The organism is Flavobacterium fluviatile, assembly GCF_010645065.1.
GTDB classification, from domain to species: domain Bacteria; phylum Bacteroidota; class Bacteroidia; order Flavobacteriales; family Flavobacteriaceae; genus Flavobacterium; species Flavobacterium fluviatile.
Genome location: NZ_JAADZW010000001.1, coordinates 712373 through 733320 on the forward strand (window position 1 = coordinate 712373; position 20948 = coordinate 733320).

At 35.0% G+C, this 20948-nt stretch carries 15 protein-coding genes; 6 read left to right on the plus strand and 9 right to left on the minus strand.

All coding sequences use genetic code 11. The annotated features are described in order from the left end of the window. The first annotated feature begins 33 nt into the window (after window positions 1-33). Entirely contained in the window at window positions 34-303 is a 270-nt protein-coding gene (locus GXM17_RS02590) for a DNA-binding protein (protein WP_208796406.1), read from the plus strand. A 248-nt stretch (window positions 304-551) separates the two neighbouring features. Here the strand turns inward: GXM17_RS02590 and GXM17_RS02595 are convergent, their stop codons facing one another. Next, on the minus strand, window positions 552-1898 hold the full coding sequence (locus tag GXM17_RS02595) for a polysaccharide lyase family 7 protein (RefSeq protein ID WP_163397717.1): 1347 nt from the start codon (window positions 1896-1898) through the stop codon (window positions 552-554). Window positions 1899-2239: 341 nt separating this feature from the next. On the opposite strand from GXM17_RS02595, the gene GXM17_RS02600 reads away from it, so the two are divergent. Together GXM17_RS02600 and GXM17_RS02605 are read left to right on the plus strand one after the other, a co-directional pair. Then, window positions 2240-3790 (plus strand): aldehyde dehydrogenase (NADP(+)), encoded by a 1551-nt coding sequence (locus tag GXM17_RS02600; protein WP_163397718.1) that lies wholly within the window; start codon window positions 2240-2242, stop codon window positions 3788-3790. Window positions 3791-3802: 12 nt separating this feature from the next. Continuing rightward, window positions 3803-4768: a sugar phosphate isomerase/epimerase family protein gene (locus GXM17_RS02605; RefSeq protein ID WP_163397719.1), complete on the plus strand. Its 966-nt coding sequence runs from the start codon at window positions 3803-3805 to the stop codon at window positions 4766-4768. Window positions 4769-4849: 81 nt separating this feature from the next. Here the strand turns inward: GXM17_RS02605 and GXM17_RS02610 are convergent, their stop codons facing one another. The 8 genes from GXM17_RS02610 to GXM17_RS02645 all read right to left on the minus strand — a co-directional run bounded on the left by GXM17_RS02610 (window position 4850) and on the right by GXM17_RS02645 (window position 14363). Then, window positions 4850-5572: a ribonuclease activity regulator RraA gene (locus GXM17_RS02610; protein WP_163397720.1), complete on the minus strand. Its 723-nt coding sequence runs from the start codon at window positions 5570-5572 to the stop codon at window positions 4850-4852. Further along, the gene (locus tag GXM17_RS02615; RefSeq protein ID WP_244307316.1) at window positions 5573-7843 is read right to left on the minus strand and encodes a chondroitinase-B domain-containing protein; all 2271 of its coding nucleotides are present in this window, start codon (window positions 7841-7843) and stop codon (window positions 5573-5575) included. A gap of 242 nt (window positions 7844-8085) precedes the next feature. Next, window positions 8086-8751 (minus strand): bifunctional 4-hydroxy-2-oxoglutarate aldolase/2-dehydro-3-deoxy-phosphogluconate aldolase, encoded by a 666-nt coding sequence (locus GXM17_RS02620; protein ID WP_163397722.1) that lies wholly within the window; start codon window positions 8749-8751, stop codon window positions 8086-8088. A gap of 10 nt (window positions 8752-8761) precedes the next feature. Next, window positions 8762-9784 carry a sugar kinase gene (locus GXM17_RS02625; protein WP_163397723.1) on the minus strand — a complete coding sequence of 341 codons (1023 nt, stop codon included), beginning with the start codon at window positions 9782-9784 and terminating at the stop codon, window positions 8762-8764. A 48-nt stretch (window positions 9785-9832) separates the two neighbouring features. Then, on the minus strand, window positions 9833-10597 hold the full coding sequence (locus GXM17_RS02630) for an SDR family NAD(P)-dependent oxidoreductase (protein ID WP_163397724.1): 765 nt from the start codon (window positions 10595-10597) through the stop codon (window positions 9833-9835). 26 nt (window positions 10598-10623) lie between these two features. Further along, complete coding sequence (locus GXM17_RS02635; RefSeq protein ID WP_163397725.1) at window positions 10624-11910, minus strand: MFS transporter; 1287 nt, start codon at window positions 11908-11910, stop codon at window positions 10624-10626. A gap of 166 nt (window positions 11911-12076) precedes the next feature. Further along, a complete protein-coding gene (locus GXM17_RS02640; RefSeq protein ID WP_163397726.1) occupies window positions 12077-12778 on the minus strand; it encodes a FadR/GntR family transcriptional regulator in 702 nt (233 codons plus the stop codon). Between the two features lie 883 nt (window positions 12779-13661). After that, the gene (locus GXM17_RS02645) at window positions 13662-14363 is read right to left on the minus strand and encodes a FadR/GntR family transcriptional regulator (protein WP_163397727.1); all 702 of its coding nucleotides are present in this window, start codon (window positions 14361-14363) and stop codon (window positions 13662-13664) included. 1020 nt (window positions 14364-15383) lie between these two features. On the opposite strand from GXM17_RS02645, the gene GXM17_RS02650 reads away from it, so the two are divergent. From GXM17_RS02650 to GXM17_RS02660, 3 genes are all read left to right on the plus strand, one after another. Then, entirely contained in the window at window positions 15384-16133 is a 750-nt protein-coding gene (locus GXM17_RS02650) for an alpha/beta fold hydrolase (RefSeq protein WP_244307317.1), read from the plus strand. 91 nt (window positions 16134-16224) lie between these two features. After that, complete coding sequence (locus GXM17_RS02655; protein WP_163397729.1) at window positions 16225-17346, plus strand: phytochrome family protein; 1122 nt, start codon at window positions 16225-16227, stop codon at window positions 17344-17346. Window positions 17347-17733: 387 nt separating this feature from the next. Next, window positions 17734-20907 carry a SusC/RagA family TonB-linked outer membrane protein gene (locus tag GXM17_RS02660; RefSeq protein WP_163397730.1) on the plus strand — a complete coding sequence of 1058 codons (3174 nt, stop codon included), beginning with the start codon at window positions 17734-17736 and terminating at the stop codon, window positions 20905-20907. Window positions 20908-20948: the final 41 nt, after the last annotated feature.

The following is a 20948-nucleotide window of genomic DNA, read 5'->3' on the forward strand; positions in this document are numbered from 1 at the left end:
ATAGACACAATGGGACACTTACAGTCACATTTTATGAGTACAAACATCATGATTAAACGAATTTGCGAATTTTGTCAGAACGAATTCATCGCAAAAACAACAAAGACCCAGTACTGCGGGCTAAAATGCAGCAGCAGGGCCTACAAGGCAAGGACAAGGCAGTCTAAAATCGATCAGAGCAACAAACAGACTGAGATGGCCAAAAATCCATTCCTTGAAGCGGTAAGGGTAAAAGATTTCCGCAGCATTAAACAGGCAGGTTCTTTTTGGAATAAGCAGAAGTACTATTTACAGATTAGTTAACAGAGGACAGTTTGACATCGGAAAGTTTGGCAAACGAACAGTATTATTTAAACATCTGCAAGCGCATAAATTGGTTCAGAAATTTTTTTCATGATTAAAAAATCATTTCCCAGATTATTTACAATCATAAAGTACCTTGAATTATGTAGTGAGCGCACTCAGTCACATGATAGTAAAAACTAAAAAAGTCCGTTCCAAAATAATGAAACGGACTTTCTCACATTTAAAAATAACTAACAAAAAATATTTTAATTATGTGTTACTGAAAGATTTTTGATTGCAACTAAACCAAATGATCCATCATAACTCTGTCCTTTAACAGATTGCAAATAATTACCAACTTTAAAATAATTACCTTCAGTACTAGTGTTCATAGCTTGTGAAAATACCAAAGCAGATCCATTATAGAGATATACTTTTCCGCCTGTGTATTTAAGAGTAAAAGTATAGGTTGTCCCTAAGGAGTATCCTGTAAACGATTTGCTTCCTCCTAAAACCTCTTCAGTAATGTACCCGCTAATTTTTAATTTTACTGCTCCGGTAGATTGATTGGCGAGCCCATCAAACTGAACTCGTATAATATCGTCAACTTCTACTCCGCTACTGTTGGTTTCAGGTCCATGAATCTGTCCAAAGCACAAAGTTCCGGTAGTACCTGATTCGCCTTTTGGCAATTTATCCACCTTAACTGTCCAGGTCATAGTATGAGTGCCGCTTGATCCGTTCCAGTTTGCAGAACTTCCGTTAATCAGCTCTCTTAATTCAACTCTTGGATTTGAAGAGTTTGATGAAGTCCCCAATCCTCTGTAACATTTAAAATACGTCCAGGAACCGTCAGTATAAAAATAATTTGGATCATTATAGGTATTATAAGTAACACCGCTGGCGGTAGTTATATCATCATAATAAACAGCCGAAGTTCCCGGAGTACCGCGAAAACTATTAATTTTCCATGTTTTGGCTGTGATTCCTAAAACTGAGGTCGGGTTGGATGGATTTGAAGGAACTTCAGGATCTGTTCCACCATCTGTACCACTATAAATCTCTGTTTCATTAATACTGTTCCAGGTATTGGAACTGTTTCCGTAGCAAGAAATTCTGACATATCGGGCATTAGTCACTGCAGATAACACATATGACTCCAGAGAAGCTGTAGTTCCACTGCTTCCTGTTGTTTTCGCATCATAAACAGTTACAAGATCGTTTAAAGAGGTTCCTACTCTAATTTGAAAATAAGTTTTTCGTTCATTTCCTTTGTACCACGCAACTTTAACACTACCGATAGATTTGGAACTGCCCAAATCATAGGTAATGTATTTGCCCGTTGCACCATTAGAGGACCATCTTGTCGTAAGGCTTCCGTCAATTGTGTTTGCCGGCACATTTCCGTCGTCTCCATTAGCAGAAACACTTATCGGAACAATTTTGGTGCTTACCGATTTAGCAGTACTTCTGGTTAAAACAGCAGTTTCTTCAGCGGCGATGGGATCCTCGTTTGTACAACTCCCAAAAAGTGCAGTTAGCATGGCTAAACTAAAAGCGATTTTCCTGTTAAAACTTTTTTTGGTTTTTTTAAATAAATTCTCTTTTTTCATAAAAATAAAATTAAGGGTTAATAGTTAAAATTGGTTTTGAATTGTGGTTTACCAATTTGGATTACCAAATTAACGCATTTATTTTGAATTAATTATACTTCTAATAAAAAAAATATAAAAAAATACACTTTTAACAAATACAGTTATATCTTACACCTATAATTTTTGCAGACTGCAATTTTTTTTCTATTAAAGAATTGTTTGCCTCATTAAAATGTTAAAACTATAAATTGTTTAGTAGCATTTGATTCACCTAAAATCTTTCCGAAAACTTTCCATTAAAATGATTAAAAATGTATTATTTTTGAAAAACCAATTTGGTTTACCAATTCAATTTATTTATGAAAACTTCTGATAAATTCTTCGCCATAAACCCGTCTAACGACAATAAATTAGAAGGCGAATTTTACAATGCCACCAAAAAAGAGATAGATAATGCCGTATTACAGGCAAAAAACGCCTTTGCTATTTACAGAAAGAAAAGTAAGCAACAAATTGCTGCTTTTTTAATTCAAATAGGCGAAGAAATAAGTAACTTAGGAGAGGCACTTCCTGAACGATGCCATCTGGAAACAGGACTGCCAATTGCCAGATTGCAGGGCGAAAGAACCAGAACAATAAACCAATTGCTATTATTTGCAAATCTTGTGCTCGAGGGTTCCTGGGTTGATGCCAAAATTGATACGGCAATACCAGACCGAAATCCTGTCGCCAAGCCAGATATCAGGCAGCTGTTAATTCCAATAGGTCCGGTGGCTGTTTTTGGAGCAAGTAATTTTCCGTTTGCTTTCTCTACAGCAGGTGGTGATACTGCATCTGCTTTGGCATCAGGTTGTCCTGTTATTGTAAAAGGACATGAGGCACATCCAGGAACTTCAGAGATGGTCGCAAAGGCCATAAAAAGAGCAATCGATATTTGCGGAATGCCCGAAGGTACATTTTCTCTATTACAAGGCAACTCTAAAAAAGTAGGTCAGGAATTAGTCCAGCATCCCGAGATAAAAGCGGTAGGCTTTACAGGATCATTTACTGGAGGAAAAGCCCTATTTGATTATGCCAATTCCAGACCAGAACCTATTCCTGTTTTTGCTGAAATGGGAAGCACCAATCCTGTATTTATTTTACCCGAAGCGCTCCAAAATAAAACCAAAGAAATTGCAGTGGGATTAGCAAATTCAATCACCTTAGGAGTTGGGCAGTTTTGCACCAGTCCCGGGCTTACTTTTGTAGGGAAATCAAAAGATGCAGATATTTTTTATCAGGAGTTAAAACAAAAAATTTCAGAAACGATGGGTGTTACCATGCTAACACCAGGCATAAAAAAAAATTATGAACTGAAAATTGATAAGACCAAATCTATTTCTCAAGTTCAACTACTTAGTTCAGGTATAGAAACTACTGGCTCAAATAATGCAATTGCAAATATATTTAAGACATCCATTTCTAATTATTTAAATAATCCAGAGCTCTCTGATGAAAATTTTGGCCCATCAAGTGTTATTGTTGAATCTGATTCTAAACAAGCCCTTTTAGAAGCTGCAAGAAATCTCAAAGGACACTTAACGGCTACAATTTTTGGAACACCAAACGATTTGAAAAACAACCCTGAATTACTTTCTATTTTAGAACTAAAGGTAGGCAGGGTCATAATAAACAATTTTCCAACGGGAGTTGAAGTTTGCCATTCTATGGTACACGGAGGTCCTTTTCCTGCCACTACAGCTCCCAATTCAACTTCAGTGGGAAGCGGAGCTATTAAGCGATTTGTTCGTCCGATATGCTTTCAGGATTATCCTGATGATTTATTGCCTGATGCATTAAAGAATAAAAATCCGCAAAAAATCTGGCGATTGGTAAACGGAAATTTTACTCAGGATAAAATAGAATCCTAATACTAACCAAACATGACTCACTTCTCACAATATTCCAGAAGAAATTTTATTAAACTCTCTTCATTAGCTGCAATTGGATTAATACCAGTCATAAGTAATGCAAATTCATTTCTAACAAATAACTTTAAAGATGATTCTGAATTAGATGTCAGCATTTTTTCTAAACACCTTCAGTTTTTAGATTATAAAAATACTGGTGAAATGGCCGCTGAAATGGGTTTCTCAGGAGTTGATCTCACGGTTAGACCTAACGGGCATGTATTGCCTGAACTGGTAAAAACGGATTTACCACTTGCAATAAAAGCAATAAAAAAAGCCGGTTCAGACTGCAAAATGATCAGTACAAACATTGAAAGTATCACTAATCAATTAGATGTTGATATCATTACAGCAGCCGCTGGTCTTGATATCAAGTATTACCGAACAAACTGGTTTAAATACAAAGAGCAGCTCTCTATGAATCAATCACTGCTGTTTTATCAAAAGGAGATTGAAAAATTAGCACAACTAAATGCAACCTTAGGAATAACAGGCTGCTACCAAAACCATGATGGCCGTAGTATCGGATCCTCTTTTTGGGAAACAGATACAATTTTAAAAACGGCAGACCCTGCATACTTCTGTTCTCAATTCGATATCAGACACGCTATGGTTGAGGGAGGAAACTCTTGGCAAAACGGTTTTGAGCTTTTAAAAGATAAAATTAAAGTAATTGCACTTAAAGATTATAAATGGCAGAAGAATAATGGAAAGTGGAAAGCAATACATGTTCCTATTGGTGAAGGAATGGTAGATTTTGACATGTATTTCAAATTATTAAAAAAGAACCACTTAAAACCACCCGTTTCCTTACATTTAGAATACGATTTGGGCGGTGCTGAGAAAGGCAACAAAACAATTTCAGTAGATAAAAAAGTAGTTTTCGATGCGATGAAAAAAGATTTGACATCTATTCAGAAACTATGGAGAGAAGCATAAAAAATTAATTCCCAAATTAAAATCAAAAGACGATTTCAATTTGGGAATTTTATAATTAGCACCTAACAGAAAACAGACTACTCACTTCTTTAGGGCCTTATTTTTTTTCCATTCTTCAAAATCAACCAGGGCATTAATGTGAGTTGCAGGATATAGACCTATAACAGGACTACCCTGCAAAATTTTCTCTAAAACAAAATTTTCGAAAAGGGTCATTTCTGTACATTCGTCAGCCACTTCATCGACAATATCAGCCGGGATAACCATTACGCCATCATCATCACCCACCAGCACATCACCGGGAAAAACCGCTACATCGCCACAGCCAATAGGAACATTAATATCCAAAGCTTCGTGCAGGGTTAAATTCGTAGGAGCGCTTGGTCTGTTGTGAAAGGAAGGAATAGCCAGTTTTGCAATATTAGCCGAATCCCTAAACCCACCATCAGTAACAATTCCCGCTACCCCGCGAATCATTAAACGACTAATCAGAATATCACCACCAGAGGCTGCCCGTGGATCTTTTCTGCTGTCTATTATCAAAACATGACCAGCAGGACAGTTTTCTACTGCCACTCGCTGGGGATGATCCTCATTTCTAAAAACTGTGATAGGGTTGCGATCTTCACGTGCAGGAATACAACGTAAAGTATATGCTTCTCCCACCATGGTCGGCTTTCCTAATTGTAAAGGTTTTACCTCTTGTATAAATTGATTCTTAAAACCTTTTTTAAAAAGACAAGTTGCGATTGTAGGGGTACTTACCTTTTGTAATTTCGCTTTGGTTGACTCCGATAATGCCATTTAATACATCATTTTTTGTTTTGGGTTTTGTTCAATTTTAAACTCCCCCGAATTTGTTATGGTATTATCAATTGGTTTTTGATTTTTTTCTCCCCACAAAACTGCTATAACTTTCACAGCATTGTTGGTAAATGTATTATTTGAAATCCGGACATTTACTATCCCGCTGGTTTTAATTAAAATTCCGCTTGGTTCCGATTTTCCGCTGTTGCTAATTGTATTGTTATGAAAAGTTAAATTACCTCCTATAGTAGACTCGTCATAGCCACCACGATAATAATCTAAAATGCCATTTTCAATTCCATCGAAGTTAGAATTTGTAATAGTGACAAACTCAGCATTGTACTCGCCCAGATCTTCCGTTTCCGCAGCTAAATTAAGTCCGTTTCTGCAATTTTTTATAATAGTTTTGTCTATGGAAATAGTATCTGCAAAAGCATCTTTATATACCTTTAAAACATAATTAAAGTCGATGATTTCGGTATCTTCTATTTTTAAATTATAGGCCGATGACATATCTCTTTCTTTGGTAGAAAAGGCAGTTTGACTTTTGTCGCCTTTAAGAATAATTGTGCTTAAATTTAAATTCCCTTTTGGATGCATGATAAAGGCAGCAGTATTCTTTTGTCCCTTAAACACAATCGTTGCCTTGTTTGCAGCATCTTTGGACCGCAATGAAATACGTTTATCGATTATTACAGAACGCTCGAGCTGGTACACTCCCTTTTTTAACTCAATTATAACGCCTGAGTCTTGATTTGCTATAGCAGAAATCAATTCTTTAGTCGAACTTACCTGAACAACTTTTGAAATACTTTCCGGTTTTTTGACAGAAAACCAGTCGGGTCCAAACTCTTTTTCATTAATTAGTCCTTGATTATCTTTTATTGGTAATACTACTGATCCTATTGCATTTTCTTTATTTCTTTCTGAACCAAAAAGATCATTTTGAATCGTTTCAAAATCAAATCCTGCATAAACCTCATTTTTATTTGAAGCAGGAACATATAACCAATCGGATACTTTTGTCATTATAAAATCCTCCGTAGTAATCCCTTTGTTTTTAATTTCACTATTGTTGGGATTGTTACTCACATTGTTTTTAAATAGAATACCATCTACTTTATCATAAGCTTTTATCGGAAAATCATCGTTACCTGTACTATAAATTAAATTGTTGGCTACAATTGTTCTGACAGGTTTTGCTGAGCGGATTTCCTGAATTGGCAAAACGTCTTTTTTGTCCATATTGGCACCCACACTAAATTGCCATGGTGTTATACAATCTACAAAAGTATTATACGCAATTACCGCATCAGTCACCTGGTTGTAACGGTTTTGTGGCGATTTAGGAATGCCATTCATTACAGCTAAAGCACTTCTAAATTCATTTCCTTTTATTTTATAAAAGTAATTATTGGTAATCCAGTGCCCGGTATTTATCACACGAATACCACCCATAAATTCTGAACTATTATCTCCTATAAAAATATTCCCATCAATTGTACAATAGTTTCCATGTCTCAAAACCAAAGAACCTTCAGATTTATAGAAAATATTGTTTCTGTAAATATTATTATTGGATTTATTAGAGATAATTTCTACTTCACCGTCACATCTTTCGAAAAAATTATTGGCTACCGTTGTAAAACAAGGCGCCATAGAAGTACCGCTGTCACCCAATTGAATAGTTTCTCCATGAGGTCCTCCTTTTCTTGGGCGAGGTCCGAAATGATTGTTAATAATTTGATGGTAATTATTTATTTGCTCATTCCCTTCTAAGATTACCATAATAGTAGGACCCTGATTGGATTTCCCTGTAATGTAACAGTTCGATAATTCGTTATGTCTTCCCCAAAATTCAATCCAGTGATCATCCCTAACCCTATTGAGCTGGGTAAAATCCTCGATAACACATTGAGTCACTTTACAATGATTAGCAATGGATGCTGAATCAATATGAAAATCAATAACAGTTTTTGAAGGTGTGTAGCCATTTTTAAAATACAATCCTTTCACTATTAAGTAGGTACCTCCTATTTTTAAATCAGAAATCCCCTCAATACTTACTTTACCAGAAGTTTCAGCGCGTAAAACAATAGGTGCTTCTTTGGTTCCTTTTCCATAAAATTTTATTTGAACATTTTTCCAAACACCATTTGCCAAAATAATCTCGTCACCGGGCAAAGCTTCTTTTATAGCAATTTTTAATTCATTTTCATTATTTACCGGAATGCTTTTGGCTTCGGTTTTTGTAAATGATAAAATCATTAAAAAAAGCATATTAAAAAAAAAGAAATCCTTCATTATCTAAATTTTATAAATTATTGTAAAAGCAATTTGGGGCAAAATTACTAATAGAAAAAATTAGCGGTTTCAATTAAACAATAGTTTAAAATTAAATTATTAAAATCATGGAGCTATTACTAAAGTGCTTAACAAATCTCCTAAACTAAAAAAACACACTTAAATCGCACTTTAATGCTCCATGAATAATCTTATACTACACAATATTACTTATACGACTGAATAATAGCCATACATTCTTGTATGAGATTTTTAATTCTGTCCAGATCGTACTTTCCTTCCTGGTCAGCCTTTATCAATTGCGAACCTATTCCCACACAGGTAGCACCTGCATCAAACCATTTTTTTAAACTTTCTTCCGTTGGCGAAACGCCTCCTGTAGGCATAACGGATGTCCAAGGTTGGGGGCCTTTTATTCCTTTTATGAATTCAGGACCATAAATATCTCCTGGAAAAAGTTTGACAATTTCACAGCCTAACTCTTCTGCCTTAGCTATTTCTGTGAGCGTTCCGCAGCCCGGAGACCATAATACTTTCCTTCTGTTGCAAACCATTGCGATATCTTCTCTTAATACAGGGGTAACAATAAAGTTTGCCCCCAACTGCATATACAAAGAGGCCGAAGCCGCATCAGTTACCGAACCTACCCCTAAGATCATTCCCGGAAGCTCGGCCAGTGCATATTTATTTAAAGCATCAAAAATTTGAAAAGCAAAATCTCCTCTGCTTGTAAACTCAAGCAAACGTGCTCCACCCTCATAACATGCTTTTAAAACTTCTTTACTTATTTCAATATTATCATTATAAAATAAAGGTACCAAACCAGTTTCCTTCATTTTCAGTGCTACTTCTATTCTTGTAAATTGTGCCATTTTTAATGTTTTATCTGGAAACTTTACCTGAAAAATCCCCATCTATTAATTTTTCTATTTCCGGTATGGTGATTAAGTTATAATCTCCGGAAATAGTGTGTTTTAAACAACAGGCAGCCACAGCAAAATTCAAGGCGCGCTGTTTGTTTAAAGGCATTTCATTGAGACCAAAAATAAGTCCGCCCATAAATGCATCACCACTGCCAACTCTGTCCACAACAGGTGTTACATCCTGTACGTCCGCATTGTATATTTTATTTCCGTCATACAGAATCCCGCCTATTCGCTGATGAGAAGCACTTACCGAATAACGCAAAGTCGTTACAGCAGTTTTTAATTCAGGGCATATTTCATATATTTTATCGTATAAGGTTGTCAAGGAATCCTTATTGTCATAGTCAGGATTGACCTTATCCAATCCCAGCATAAAATACGCCGTATCGATATCGCCCAGGATAATATTGGAATACTGTAGCATTTCCGGCATTACCTCTTTGGGTTGCTTTCCATACTTCCATAATTTAGACCTGTAATTTAAATCTGTCGAAATAGTAAGCCCTAATTCATGCGCAGCCCTGATTCCTTCGAGGCACACCCTTGCAGCGGATTCAGATAAAGCCGGGGTAATTCCGCTCCAATGAAACCAAGTAGCCCCCTTCAGAACCTGCTTCCAGTCAATGGTGCCTGTTTCAATAGTAGCCATAGAACTATTTGCTCTGTCATAAATTACATTGCTGGCTCGTGTACTGGCTCCTGTTTCTAAAAAATACAAACCCAGTCTCTCCCCCCCAAATGCTACATGTTCACACCCTACATTTAATTTGCGCATCTCCCTGAGTGCGCAAGTACCTAATTCATTGTCGGGCAGTCTGGTAACAAATTCGGTAGATAAACCATAATTCGACAAAGACACGGCTACATTAAATTCTCCACCTCCATAGGTTGCTTTATAAGACTCCGCCTGAGGAAACCGTAAGTGTCTTTCGGTGGATAAACGGAGTAAAATTTCTCCAAAAGTGACTACTTTATTCATTGTTTTTTATTCCTAAATATTATGCTTAACCGTTAAATGAAAATTCTTTTATATTCCTAACGCCTGACCTCCTCCAATTTGGATCGTTTCAGCAGTTATAAAAGAAGCATCATCACTTACTAAGAAAGCCACAACACCAGCAACTTCTTCCGGCTCACCCAGCCTGCCTAATAACACACTATTCTTCCAGGAAGCAAAAACTTCAGGTTTAGTAGCTTTAATTTGGGCATGAAAAGGAGTATCTATTGTACCTGGAGACACTGCATTCACTCTAATATTGTACTCAGCCAAATCTTTAGCTAAAGCTCTGGTGATAGACTGTACACCTCCTTTTGATGTTGCATAGATTCCTGCTCCTGGCCCCGCTCCGTTCCATGCTGCATTTGAAGTATAGTTTATGATAGAAGCATTTTCACCTTTTTTAAGAAAAGGAATAGCCGCTCTTGATGCAAAAAATACAGAATCAAGATTCAAGCCCATAACGAATTTATACTCAGCTGTTGTCATTTCTTCAAACCTGGCCCTAACACCTATACCGCCTGCATTATTGATAAGAGCATCAATTTTTCCATATTTTTCACCAATTTCACTTATATTTTTGGTTACTTCTTCGTCATTTGTGATATCAAACCCGTAATACTCAGCAGTAATCCCGTCTGCTGCCAGTTCTTCTACAGCTTTTAGACCTTTATCATCTTCAATACCGTTTAAAATTACAGTATATCCGTCCTTACCTAATCTTTTTGCTACCGCAAAACCAATTCCGCCTGTAGCACCTGTGATCACCGCTATTTTTCCTTCTATCTTACTCATATTATATTTGATTTATTATTAATTATTTATTTTTCTACAGATTCAATTTTTCTTGCAAAGAAATAGATTGCCCCAATTCCTAATGGAACAAATACAGCAATTGCTACAAATATGGGCGTATAGGATACCTCTGCAATTTTAGGAACAACAATGTTCATAATAATTACAGAAAAGACACCAACCATTCCTCCCAATCCTGCTAAGGAACCAACTGATTTTCCACTAAACAAATCACTTGGTAAAGTCTGAACGTTTCCAATTGCAAACTGAAATCCAAACAGCACAACAAACACTATTGATACAAAGCGCTCAGGCGTAGTGGCGAAAAATACGCTCATTACCAGTCCTAAAAGCATAATTATACCTCCAATTAAAATGGTTGATTTTCTGCCTTTATCAATAGAATTCGTTTTAGAAATAATTTGTCCTGATACATATCCGCCTACAATACTTCCAATTGCTGCACCAACATAAGGTACCCACGCAAATGCACCTACTTCTTTTACATCAAAACCATAAACATCAAAAAGGTAAATTGGCATCCAGCCTACAAAAAACCACCAGATAGGTTCAAGAAAAAAACGCCCTACAACAATAGCCCAAGACTGTTTATAAGATAGAATCTGCTTTAAAGTAAGCCCCTTCGTTCCTTCTGTCGCATTCTGGTCTGCCTTACTTTGACCTTCCAGTATGTATTCGCGCTCCTCATTTGTAATCCAGGGATGTTTTTTAGGACCTGCTTTATTAATAAGCAACCAGGGAATAATCCATAAAAGTCCAAAAGATCCAATAACCATGAAGGTATTTCTCCAGCCATAGGTCACAAAAAGGGAAGCTATAAAAGGAGGTGCTATCACTGAACCGATCGAAGCACCTGCATTAAACAGTCCCTGAGCTATGGCGCGCTCTTTTATTGGAAACCATTCGGCATTGCTTTTTACTCCTCCCGGCCAGTTCCCCGCCTCAGAGATTCCCAGAGTACTTCTAAAAAAAGCAATTGACAGAAAACCTCTTACTGTCGAATGCAAAAATGAGGATAATCCCCAGATTCCAATACTCAAAACATACCCAATTCGTGTTCCGACTTTATCGAATAATTTTCCGGAAAACAATTGCCCAAAGGCATAAAATACCATAAAAATATTTAGAATATTCCCGTAATCACTTTTAGTAAGTCGTAATGACTGTGATATAGAACCTTCTACATTTTCATTACCCCACATTATCGCCAAGGCACTTCTATCGATATAATTTATTACAGTGGCTAAAAAAATTAAACCAATAATAAACCATCTTAATCCTTTTACTTTCATATTTTTTTATTTATTGTCTTCTGTTCTTAAAATAATAATACATCACTACTTTTCAGCTAATTGAGATTAAATCGTATCCCAATTTTATTTTTAATTAAATTAGTTAGCGAAAAAAATAATTCACTTTCAGTCATAAGCATATCGCTTATAATACATAAATCATAACTTATACATTATAACAATACTGATACAATGATTTAAAATGCTCTTTCATCTTTTGTTTTGCCAAAGTTGGATTTTGATCTTTTATTGCATTATATATATTCAAATGCTCTTCAATTCCTTTTACAGCCTGATTTTCATCACAAACATGATACTTTTCAAAATTGGTAATAATTTCAGGTGTAATGATTAGCATTAATGTGTTTATTGTGCTATTTCCGCTTGCTTTCGCGATGGCTAAGTGAAAAAGCAAATCTTCCTGAACCGCTTCCTCTCCATTCATTGCCTTTTCTGAATAAGCATCCAAAGCTAATTTCATTTTTTTTAAATCATCCTGAGTTCTCCGAATACAGGCTAAACGAACCGTCTTTAATTCTAACAGGATTCTGGTTTCAACTAAAGATTTAAAATCAGACTCTTCTAATCTTAAAATGTCCTCTATAATTCCGTTCATTGCAATTACACCAATGTTGGCAACAAAAGTCCCGCTTTGGGGCATAGAATTCAATATACCGTAAAACTCTAATTTTTGAATAGCATCACGAACTGAATTCCTGCTAACATTAAATTTATCAGACAACATTCTCTCTGAAGGTAATTTATCTCCAGGTTCTAAATTTTTATAATTCATATAATCCCTTATTTGTGCGATTATAGTATTTATGATCTCCTTATTGTCTTTTTTGGTAAGTACCTCTAAATTCATTCCAACATTATTTTAAATTAAAAATCTGGTTTACCAGATTGGTTTGTTAAAAATATAAAAAAAACGTTAATAAAAAATAAAAAAGAGATTTATTTAAAAAAATACAAAGAATTGGTATATAGAAAAATCAAAAATAAAGTCTCCAAAAGAGTTATGGCAGTACTCAATTTCAAACTCTTTATGAGTGTTTTTTAAAATTATCTAAACATGCTGATTGATTCTTTTAAAAATAGCCAAAACAAAATATAGAGTTACCTCTTAGATAATTAATCTAATTAGTCTAATTTTCTTCTTCCATTAAATAAAGAGTCATAGCAAAAGAAATCCCAGCCAAATAAAATGAATGTATACACATTCGGATATATTTTTTGTTCAGTCCAGCTAATGCACTTTATATTTAGTATAGGATTCATTTAGGTTTATTTGTTAATGAGGAAAAATATTTTTTTTTTGGTTAACCAATTTGGTTTGCCAAATATATAATTATTTATAGCACTAAAAAAAATAAATTTAATTTTTTTTTCTTTTTATCATTTTTACTTTATTTTAAAACCTAAATCAAAAAGCAGAAGCTATGGAATGTTCATAATTTAATTTATTATGAATGCTGAACTTAATGTGAAGTGTTTTTCATATAATACTTATCCAAGTTAACAGATTAACAGGATAAATTTAGACATGATTAAAAGTAGTAGTAGTAGTAGTAGTAGTAGTAGTAGTAGTAATAGTAGAAAAAAAATCACTTTAAAATATATTGAGAATAGAAGTCAAACACGGCTTAATAATACTAAAAGCGACTATAAATATTCTATGATGTGATTAAATAAAATATCTGCTTAATTAATTACAGACACCTTTAAGGTAAAGTAAAAAAGCGAAAACCTTATAAATTATAGCAATATTGATACAAAACTTTAAAGTGATCCTTCATTTTTTGCTTAGCCAGTTGAGGATTCTTTTGTTGAATTGCTTCATATATTTCTAAATGTTCCTGAACACCTTTTTGAGCCTGGTTTTCATCACATACGTGATATTTATTAAAGTTGGTTATGATCTCGGGCGTAATCAATAACATTAAAGTATTAATTGTACTATTTGCACTTGCTTTTGCAATAGCTAAATGAAATAATAAATCTTCCTGTACAGCATCATCTCCATTCATAGTTTTTTTCGTGTAAGCATCAAGGGCAGCTTTTATTTTCTCTAAATCAGCATCTGTTCTGCGAATGGCTGCTAAACGAACAGTCTTTAATTCTAGCAATATTCTGGTTTCTACTAATGATTTAAAATCTGACTCTTCTAGCTTTAAAATATCTTCAATGATTCCATTTATCGCAATCTGACCGATATTGGCGACGAAAGTTCCACTTTGTGGAATAGAATTTAAAATACCATAAAACTCTAATTTCTGAATAGCTTCACGAATAGCACCTCTGCTCACTTCAAATTTTTCAGACAGCATTCTTTCAGAGGGAAGTTTATCTCCTGATTCTAAATTTTTATAAAGAATATAGTCCCTAATTTTAGAAATAATAGTATTTAAAACTTCCTTATTATCTTTCTTGCTAAGAATCTCTAAATTCATATTTTGTGATTTTGTGTGTTAACTAAGAGTACAGCTAAAAGTCGATAAAATTATATAAAAAATCAACAAAAAAATAATTTTTAAATAACATACATTATTTAGTGGCAATTCCTTGTCCTCTTACGCTCATTTAAGAAATTTAAACAGTTTTATTTGTACTATAGCCATTGAAATAATTCATAGTATGACAGCCCAGCGATGTGTAGTAAAGACTTTTTACTTATATAGTGTATCGTTAACATTAAATCTAAAACAGTTCTTTAAAATATTTGGAATTCAGAATAAATACGTTTTTACTCAACTTTTTCCAATTCAACTGAAGTAAAGTCAATCGTATGTAGCCCGGTCGTTTGATAAACATTGGAATGAAGAACAAAATCGTGAGTTTTTTTACCAATGTTTTGAAAATTTCTCCACTTCAACTTGCTGACCTTTATGGAAATGGCTGGCGAGTTGAGCTTTTCTTCAAATGATTAAAACAACATCTGTGAATTAAAAAATTTCGGGGAACTATTAAAAATGCTGTTCGCATTCAAATCTATCTTGCCATATTCACTTACTGTCTGGTTGCATTATCCAAAAGACACGCGACCTGCTATAAATATGTATAATTTTTACAAATTTTGAGTGTATAATTGAAGTTTAAAACGTGCTTTAGAGACGTTTTTGATGTAAATTTAGCTATCTTTGGCTGCAATGGTGATTATGAAACTATATATTTAATCATTTCAGAATGTAGTGAAGCGAATTCATTACTACAATTAAATGTATTTAGCGTTTTAAATTTCCTTAAGACGTAAAGATCAGACAAATAAAGTCTATGAATTATGCTTTTTAAAGGAGAAATCTATGCAGTCTTTTATGCAATATATCAGTGTGTTGCGCAAAAGCAATTAGTCGATGCAAAACACAAGTACTGTATTATTGCTGTTATAATTTTATAATTTTACAAAAAGAACAATGTCACAAGATATTCTAAAACGAAACAATGTTATTTTAAAGGGGCAGGGTCACCAGATAATGCTGTTTGCTCATGGATTTGGATGTGACCAAAATATGTGGAGGTTTGTTACTCCTGCCTTTGAAGAAGAATACAAGGTTGTACTCTTTGATTATGTTGGTTGCGGAAAATCAGACACTGTCGCTTATCATGCTGATCGTTATGCAAGCCTTCACGGATATGCACAGGATGTCCTGGAAATCTGTGCTGCTCTTGAAGCTGAGGAAATTATTTTCGTAGGTCATAGCGTCAGCGCAATGATCGGGCTTTTGGCTGCTGTAGAAAATCCTGATATTTTCTCCTGCATGATTTTTATCGGTCCCTCTGCCCGATATCTAAATGATGTGGATTATATGGGAGGATTCTCCCGCGAAGATCTTGAAGGTCTTCTTGAGGTAATGGAAAACAATTTTATCGGTTGGGCTAATTTTTTAGCCCCAGTTGTGATGAAAAATGAAGAGCGCGCTGAATTAACACAAGAACTTAAGGAAAGTTTCTGCTCAACCGACCCGGTGATTACCAGAAGGTTTGCTGAAGTTACTTTCTTCTCGGACAACAGGGAAGACCTTTCGAATCTAACCATGCCATGCTTAATTTTACAATGTTCGGATGATGCAATTGCACCTGAAGAGGTTGGCCTGTACATACATCATAAAATTAAAGGAAGCACATTTGAAAAAATGAATGCCACCGGACACTGCCCCCATATGAGCGATCCCGAAGAAACGGTGAAGCTCATTCAGAAATTCCTAAACCAGACTACCTATTAAATCCGAAAACCCTCATCCGCATTGGGAGGATATTTACAATTCTGTCCCCTGCTTTCTGTTTTCATTTTCAGATAATGGAAAGATAGTGAAAATGAATACTGAAATGCGATTAAAACTGGGCGTTGATAACGCTGTAATAGGAAGCCGTATAGAGGATTTACTCACTGTGGGCAGCAGGATATTTTTTCAGACCCACTTTTATCCTTTGATAAAAATGAAAAAATCGGTGCGCGAAATCTTTCTCTCCTTTAAAGGACAAGGCGATTCTATTCCGGTATTATTAAACGTTGAAGTTACGCAAGGTGAAGATGACACAGAGATTCACTGCGGAGGCATGATTATCTCAAACCGAAACCGATTTGAGAAAGAACTCATGGAGGCCAAGAGAGCCGCTGAGGAAACCCTGGCTGAAAATGCAGAGCTTATTGAAGTAAAAAATGCGCTGCTGGAGCATCAGAAAGATCTTGAAATTCAATTTAGAAAACTTAAATCCATTAAAGAACAGCAGCAGGAGATATTCAAAATCATTGCCCATCATCTTCAGGAACCGCTAAGAAAAACAGTCTTTACAGGCAACTTCCTTTTAGCAGAGTGCGGAAAAATTGAAAACGGTGTGGCTGAAAAAATCGGTAAAATAATCAACTACTCCTCCGAGATGCGTGAAATGCTTTTGACCTTGCAGCGCTATGAACAATTGGAAAATAAAAACCTCTCGTATGTTCCAATACAGCTTGATGTAGTAGTGCAGCAGGCTATTAGGGAAGTAAACACCAACGATAAGAGCATAGTGATAAGTTATCCCTCGCGCTGCCCCATCTTTTATGCAGACCAGCGCCTGCTGACGCATTTCTTCGTAGAACTCATATGCAATTCGATAAGTAACAGAGATGTTCAAAAAGAGAATTTATACATTGAAATTTCAATGATTGAAACCAAAAAAAATATTTTTATGGAATCATCGAATAAATATCAATACGAAAAATTTGTAAAGATAACCTATACAGACAACGGGGAAGGCTTCCTAAAAGATTCCTCGCTAGTGTTTCAGATTCTGCAGAAGTCAGCACAGTTTAATAAAATTAGTATTGGAATGGCTTTTTGCAAACGCATTATAGAGAAACATCTGGGAACTATTGTGGCCAAATCCGTCAAAGGGAAAGGTGTCGGGTACACCATTCTGCTTCCTCACAATAAGCCGCAGGACGTTTTATAAGCACCACCATTTACCAATTAACAGTAATATACTGAGGACATCCAAACTAACTATAACAAGTAAAGACTTGCATATTATATTTCGATTGTAAAAATATTGTAGATCATTAGTTATTCTATCAAATAGCAAACTGTTCAAATATTTAAAAATTTACTGATAAATCGGTATTTTATTGATTTATTTATTTATATCCTTGTTAAATAAAGGATTATTCATTTTTTTTTACTTTATTTTATTATTTTTTCCTGATTTATTTTTTTATCTAGTTAAAAAAAAGTTAAGTTTGCGTTGTTAATTGGTTGACCAGTTTGGTTGTCTAGTTTGCAGTTAATCTGGCAACCAATTAAATTAAACTATTTGAACTCTAAACTAACTAAAGATTTAATTATGAAAAAAAAGATTTTGATTTTGCTTTTGGTTTTCTCGAGTATTATTCATGCACAAACTGATAAGTTAAAAATATCAGGAAAAGTGGTTGATAATACCGGACAATCATTACCTGGTGTCACAATTAGTTCCGATGGAAATAAGTCAGTGACAGATTTTGACGGTGTATATACCATAACAGTAAACAGCTCAAAATCAACAATAAGCTTTTCCTATATTGGATTTGCAACCAAAACACTCACTATAGGCAACAATAAAATTCTGAATGTGACATTGGCGGAATCGACAAATATTCTGGATGATGTTGTAGTTATTGGCTACGGAACACAAAAACGATCAAGTGTTACCGGTTCTGTTGCCAAATTAAAAAGTGAAAAATTTGAAAACGCACCTGTATCACGCCTAGATAATGCCATCCAGGGAAAAATTGCCGGTGTAAGAATTCAAAGTATATCCTCAGAAGCAGGTGCAGATACTCAAATAAATATACGAGGAATAAGTTCTGTTACTGCTGGTTCAGGACCTTTGTTAGTAGTAGATGGGCAGCCAATGCCGGACGGTTTTTCTGCTCTTAACAGTGCTGATGTAGAATCTGTTGAGGTTCTTAAGGATGCTGCCTCTGCCGCAATTTATGGTTCTCGCGGAGCCAATGGTGTAATACTTGTAACCACTAAAAGTGGTAAAAACGGCGAAACAAAATATTATTTTAAAAGTACAGCAGGTATAAAACAAGCGTATGATACTTATAATATTATGAATTCAACTGATTATGTAGAAAGACTTTATGCAGAACAGGCCTTAAGAGATGCTGATCCGGCCTGGACAACAGCTTACGGTTCTAGCTTACCTTCGCTTGATAAATGGCGTGCACAATATTCTATTGAGAAAGATCTACTGGGCGGAAAAGCAACAGATTACCAAAAAGAAGCTTTGCGTACGGCTTATTACCAGGACTTACAATTTAATGTATCCGGAGGAACTACTAAAAACAAGTTTTTTATCTCTGTTGGTTATCAGGATGATCAGGGTATGATGTTAAAAAGTGAGTTTGAAAAGCTGAATTTCAGAGCTAAATTCGATTTCCAGTTAACAGACAAATTAAAGTTAAATATTAATTTGAACCCTTCTAATACAAAAACAGAACGACCTGCAATCAATTTTATAGATTTTACAAGATTTCCTAGTTTCATACCCGTATATCACACACAAGCCACAGCCGATTTTATCAATGGACAGCAGCCATCCAGAGGTATCTTACCAGGGAATTATGCTGAAGATGATGATTTTGCGAATTTGGTTTATACAGGCATAGATCCAAATGGTGTTGCTTATACAACGGCTGCAAATGCTGTTCCGTTTACTACTTCAAATACAAATCCTATGAGAGCTTTGCTGGAACAGGATGACAATACTAATCAGTTTAGACTTCAGGGAAGTGTTGGGTTGAATTATGAAATCAAAAAAGGATTAGATTTCAAAACAACTCAAAATATATATTACAGAGATTCACAAAGAGTTCAGTCAGGAGCAGCAAACGCTTCAAGAATGGGGAATCCAAATTACGCTACTTATACGAATACCAATTATTTTGATTTCTTGACAGAGAATACTTTAAACTATAAAAAAAGCATTGGTAATCACGAATTTGGAGCTCTTGCAGGCTTTACTTTGCAATCAACAAGAACAAAGTCTCTGGTAACTGCCGGAACAACCTTTCCAAGTGATGAGAATAAAAACTTAAACTACGCTACTGTTGTATTGCAGCCAATACAGTCAGATGTTACGATTGGCCTAATCTCTTTCCTGGGAAGAATTAACTATGCTTACAAAGATAAATACTTATTAATGGGAAGCTACAGAACTGACGGCAGCAGCAAATTTGGAGATGGAAATAAATGGGGCGGTTTTCCAGCTGTATCTGCAGGTTGGGTAGTTTCTAAAGAGGACTTCATGTCTGATATCAACGTTATAAACCGAATGGCGTTTAGAGCGAGTTATGGTGCTACCGGAAATAATAATATTGGCGATTTCTTATATCAATATTATTTAAATCCTTCGAATTATGTAAGCGGAAACGGAAACGGCAATGTTTCGATTGGTGTAGCAAACACAAGCAATATCAACAATAATCCTGATATTACCTGGGAAAGAACTTTTCAGTCCAATTTTGGATTTGACCTGTCGATGTTCAAAAGCAGATTAAACTTAAATGTTGATGTTTACCAATCTAATACTGAAAAACTATTGCTGGAACAATCCAGTATGCTAATCTCTGGTTCAAGCTCTGTTATTGCAAACGTGGGAAGTTTGAGAAACAAAGGTTTTGAAGTAGAATTGTCTACTGTAAATATTAAAAATCAAAACTTCTCATGGACTACAGATTTTAATATTTCACATGTAAAGAATGAAATTAAAAACCTTGGAGAAAAAACAAGTATTATTTCCCCAACAATTGACGGACGAAGCGGATTGAACAATTATGCCATTGTAGGAGAGCCTTTAATTAGTTTTTATGGTTTTAAGACAGATGGTATCTGGAACAGCATTGAAGACATACAAGCTTCAGGACTTACAACAACTCTGACCAATGGACTGAAAGAGGGAGGATTAAAGCTTGTTGATTTAAACGGAGATGGCGTTCTTGATAACAACGACAGAACAATTTTAGGTAATCCATATCCTGATTTTACCTGGGGATTCAGTAATAAATTAACCTATAAAAATATTGATTTAAGCTTTACGCTACAAGGAGTAGTTGGTGGAGAATTAATTAACGGTGATGTTAATTATAATGAAGCAAAGGAAAGAAACTTAAATTATATGGCAAATAGATGGGTAAGCCCTAATAATCCTGGTGATGGAAAAACACCTTATACCACAAACGGATACAATTGGGTATTTACTGATAATGCGGTAGAAGATGCATCATACACTTCACTTCGCGAAATTAATTTAGGATATAATCTTGGAAAAGAAACCCTGCAACAAATTGGTTTAACTAATTTAAGATTCTCTCTTTCAGGACAAAACTTATTGTTTTGGAATAACAAAGATTACAGAGGTATTAATATAGAAGCAAGGACGTCACAGACCAGTGCTTTAATTGATGGATATCAAAGAGGAGGTTTTCCTATGCAAAAGACAATTTTGTTTGGATTAGAAGTAGGTCTATAACCAAAAACTCAATCTAATTGGATTTAGTAATCAAAAATTAA

What these genes read in the sequence shown, in the direction of transcription:
- GXM17_RS02590 (WP_208796406.1), top strand. Translation starts at nt 34, where the DNA reads ATGAGTACAAACATCATGATTAAACGAATTTGCGAATTTTGTCAGAAC.
- GXM17_RS02595 (WP_163397717.1), bottom strand. Translation starts at nt 1,898, where the DNA reads ATGAAAAAAGAGAATTTATTTAAAAAAACCAAAAAAAGTTTTAACAGG.
- GXM17_RS02600 (WP_163397718.1), top strand. Translation starts at nt 2,240, where the DNA reads ATGAAAACTTCTGATAAATTCTTCGCCATAAACCCGTCTAACGACAAT.
- GXM17_RS02605 (WP_163397719.1), top strand. Translation starts at nt 3,803, where the DNA reads ATGACTCACTTCTCACAATATTCCAGAAGAAATTTTATTAAACTCTCT.
- GXM17_RS02610 (WP_163397720.1), bottom strand. Translation starts at nt 5,572, where the DNA reads ATGGCATTATCGGAGTCAACCAAAGCGAAATTACAAAAGGTAAGTACC.
- GXM17_RS02615 (WP_244307316.1), bottom strand. Translation starts at nt 7,843, where the DNA reads ATGATTTTATCATTTACAAAAACCGAAGCCAAAAGCATTCCGGTAAAT.
- GXM17_RS02620 (WP_163397722.1), bottom strand. Translation starts at nt 8,751, where the DNA reads ATGGCACAATTTACAAGAATAGAAGTAGCACTGAAAATGAAGGAAACT.
- GXM17_RS02625 (WP_163397723.1), bottom strand. Translation starts at nt 9,784, where the DNA reads ATGAATAAAGTAGTCACTTTTGGAGAAATTTTACTCCGTTTATCCACC.
- GXM17_RS02630 (WP_163397724.1), bottom strand. Translation starts at nt 10,597, where the DNA reads ATGAGTAAGATAGAAGGAAAAATAGCGGTGATCACAGGTGCTACAGGC.
- GXM17_RS02635 (WP_163397725.1), bottom strand. Translation starts at nt 11,910, where the DNA reads ATGAAAGTAAAAGGATTAAGATGGTTTATTATTGGTTTAATTTTTTTA.
- GXM17_RS02640 (WP_163397726.1), bottom strand. Translation starts at nt 12,778, where the DNA reads ATGAATTTAGAGGTACTTACCAAAAAAGACAATAAGGAGATCATAAAT.
- GXM17_RS02645 (WP_163397727.1), bottom strand. Translation starts at nt 14,363, where the DNA reads ATGAATTTAGAGATTCTTAGCAAGAAAGATAATAAGGAAGTTTTAAAT.
- GXM17_RS02650 (WP_244307317.1), top strand. Translation starts at nt 15,384, where the DNA reads ATGCTGTTTGCTCATGGATTTGGATGTGACCAAAATATGTGGAGGTTT.
- GXM17_RS02655 (WP_163397729.1), top strand. Translation starts at nt 16,225, where the DNA reads ATGAATACTGAAATGCGATTAAAACTGGGCGTTGATAACGCTGTAATA.
- GXM17_RS02660 (WP_163397730.1), top strand. Translation starts at nt 17,734, where the DNA reads ATGAAAAAAAAGATTTTGATTTTGCTTTTGGTTTTCTCGAGTATTATT.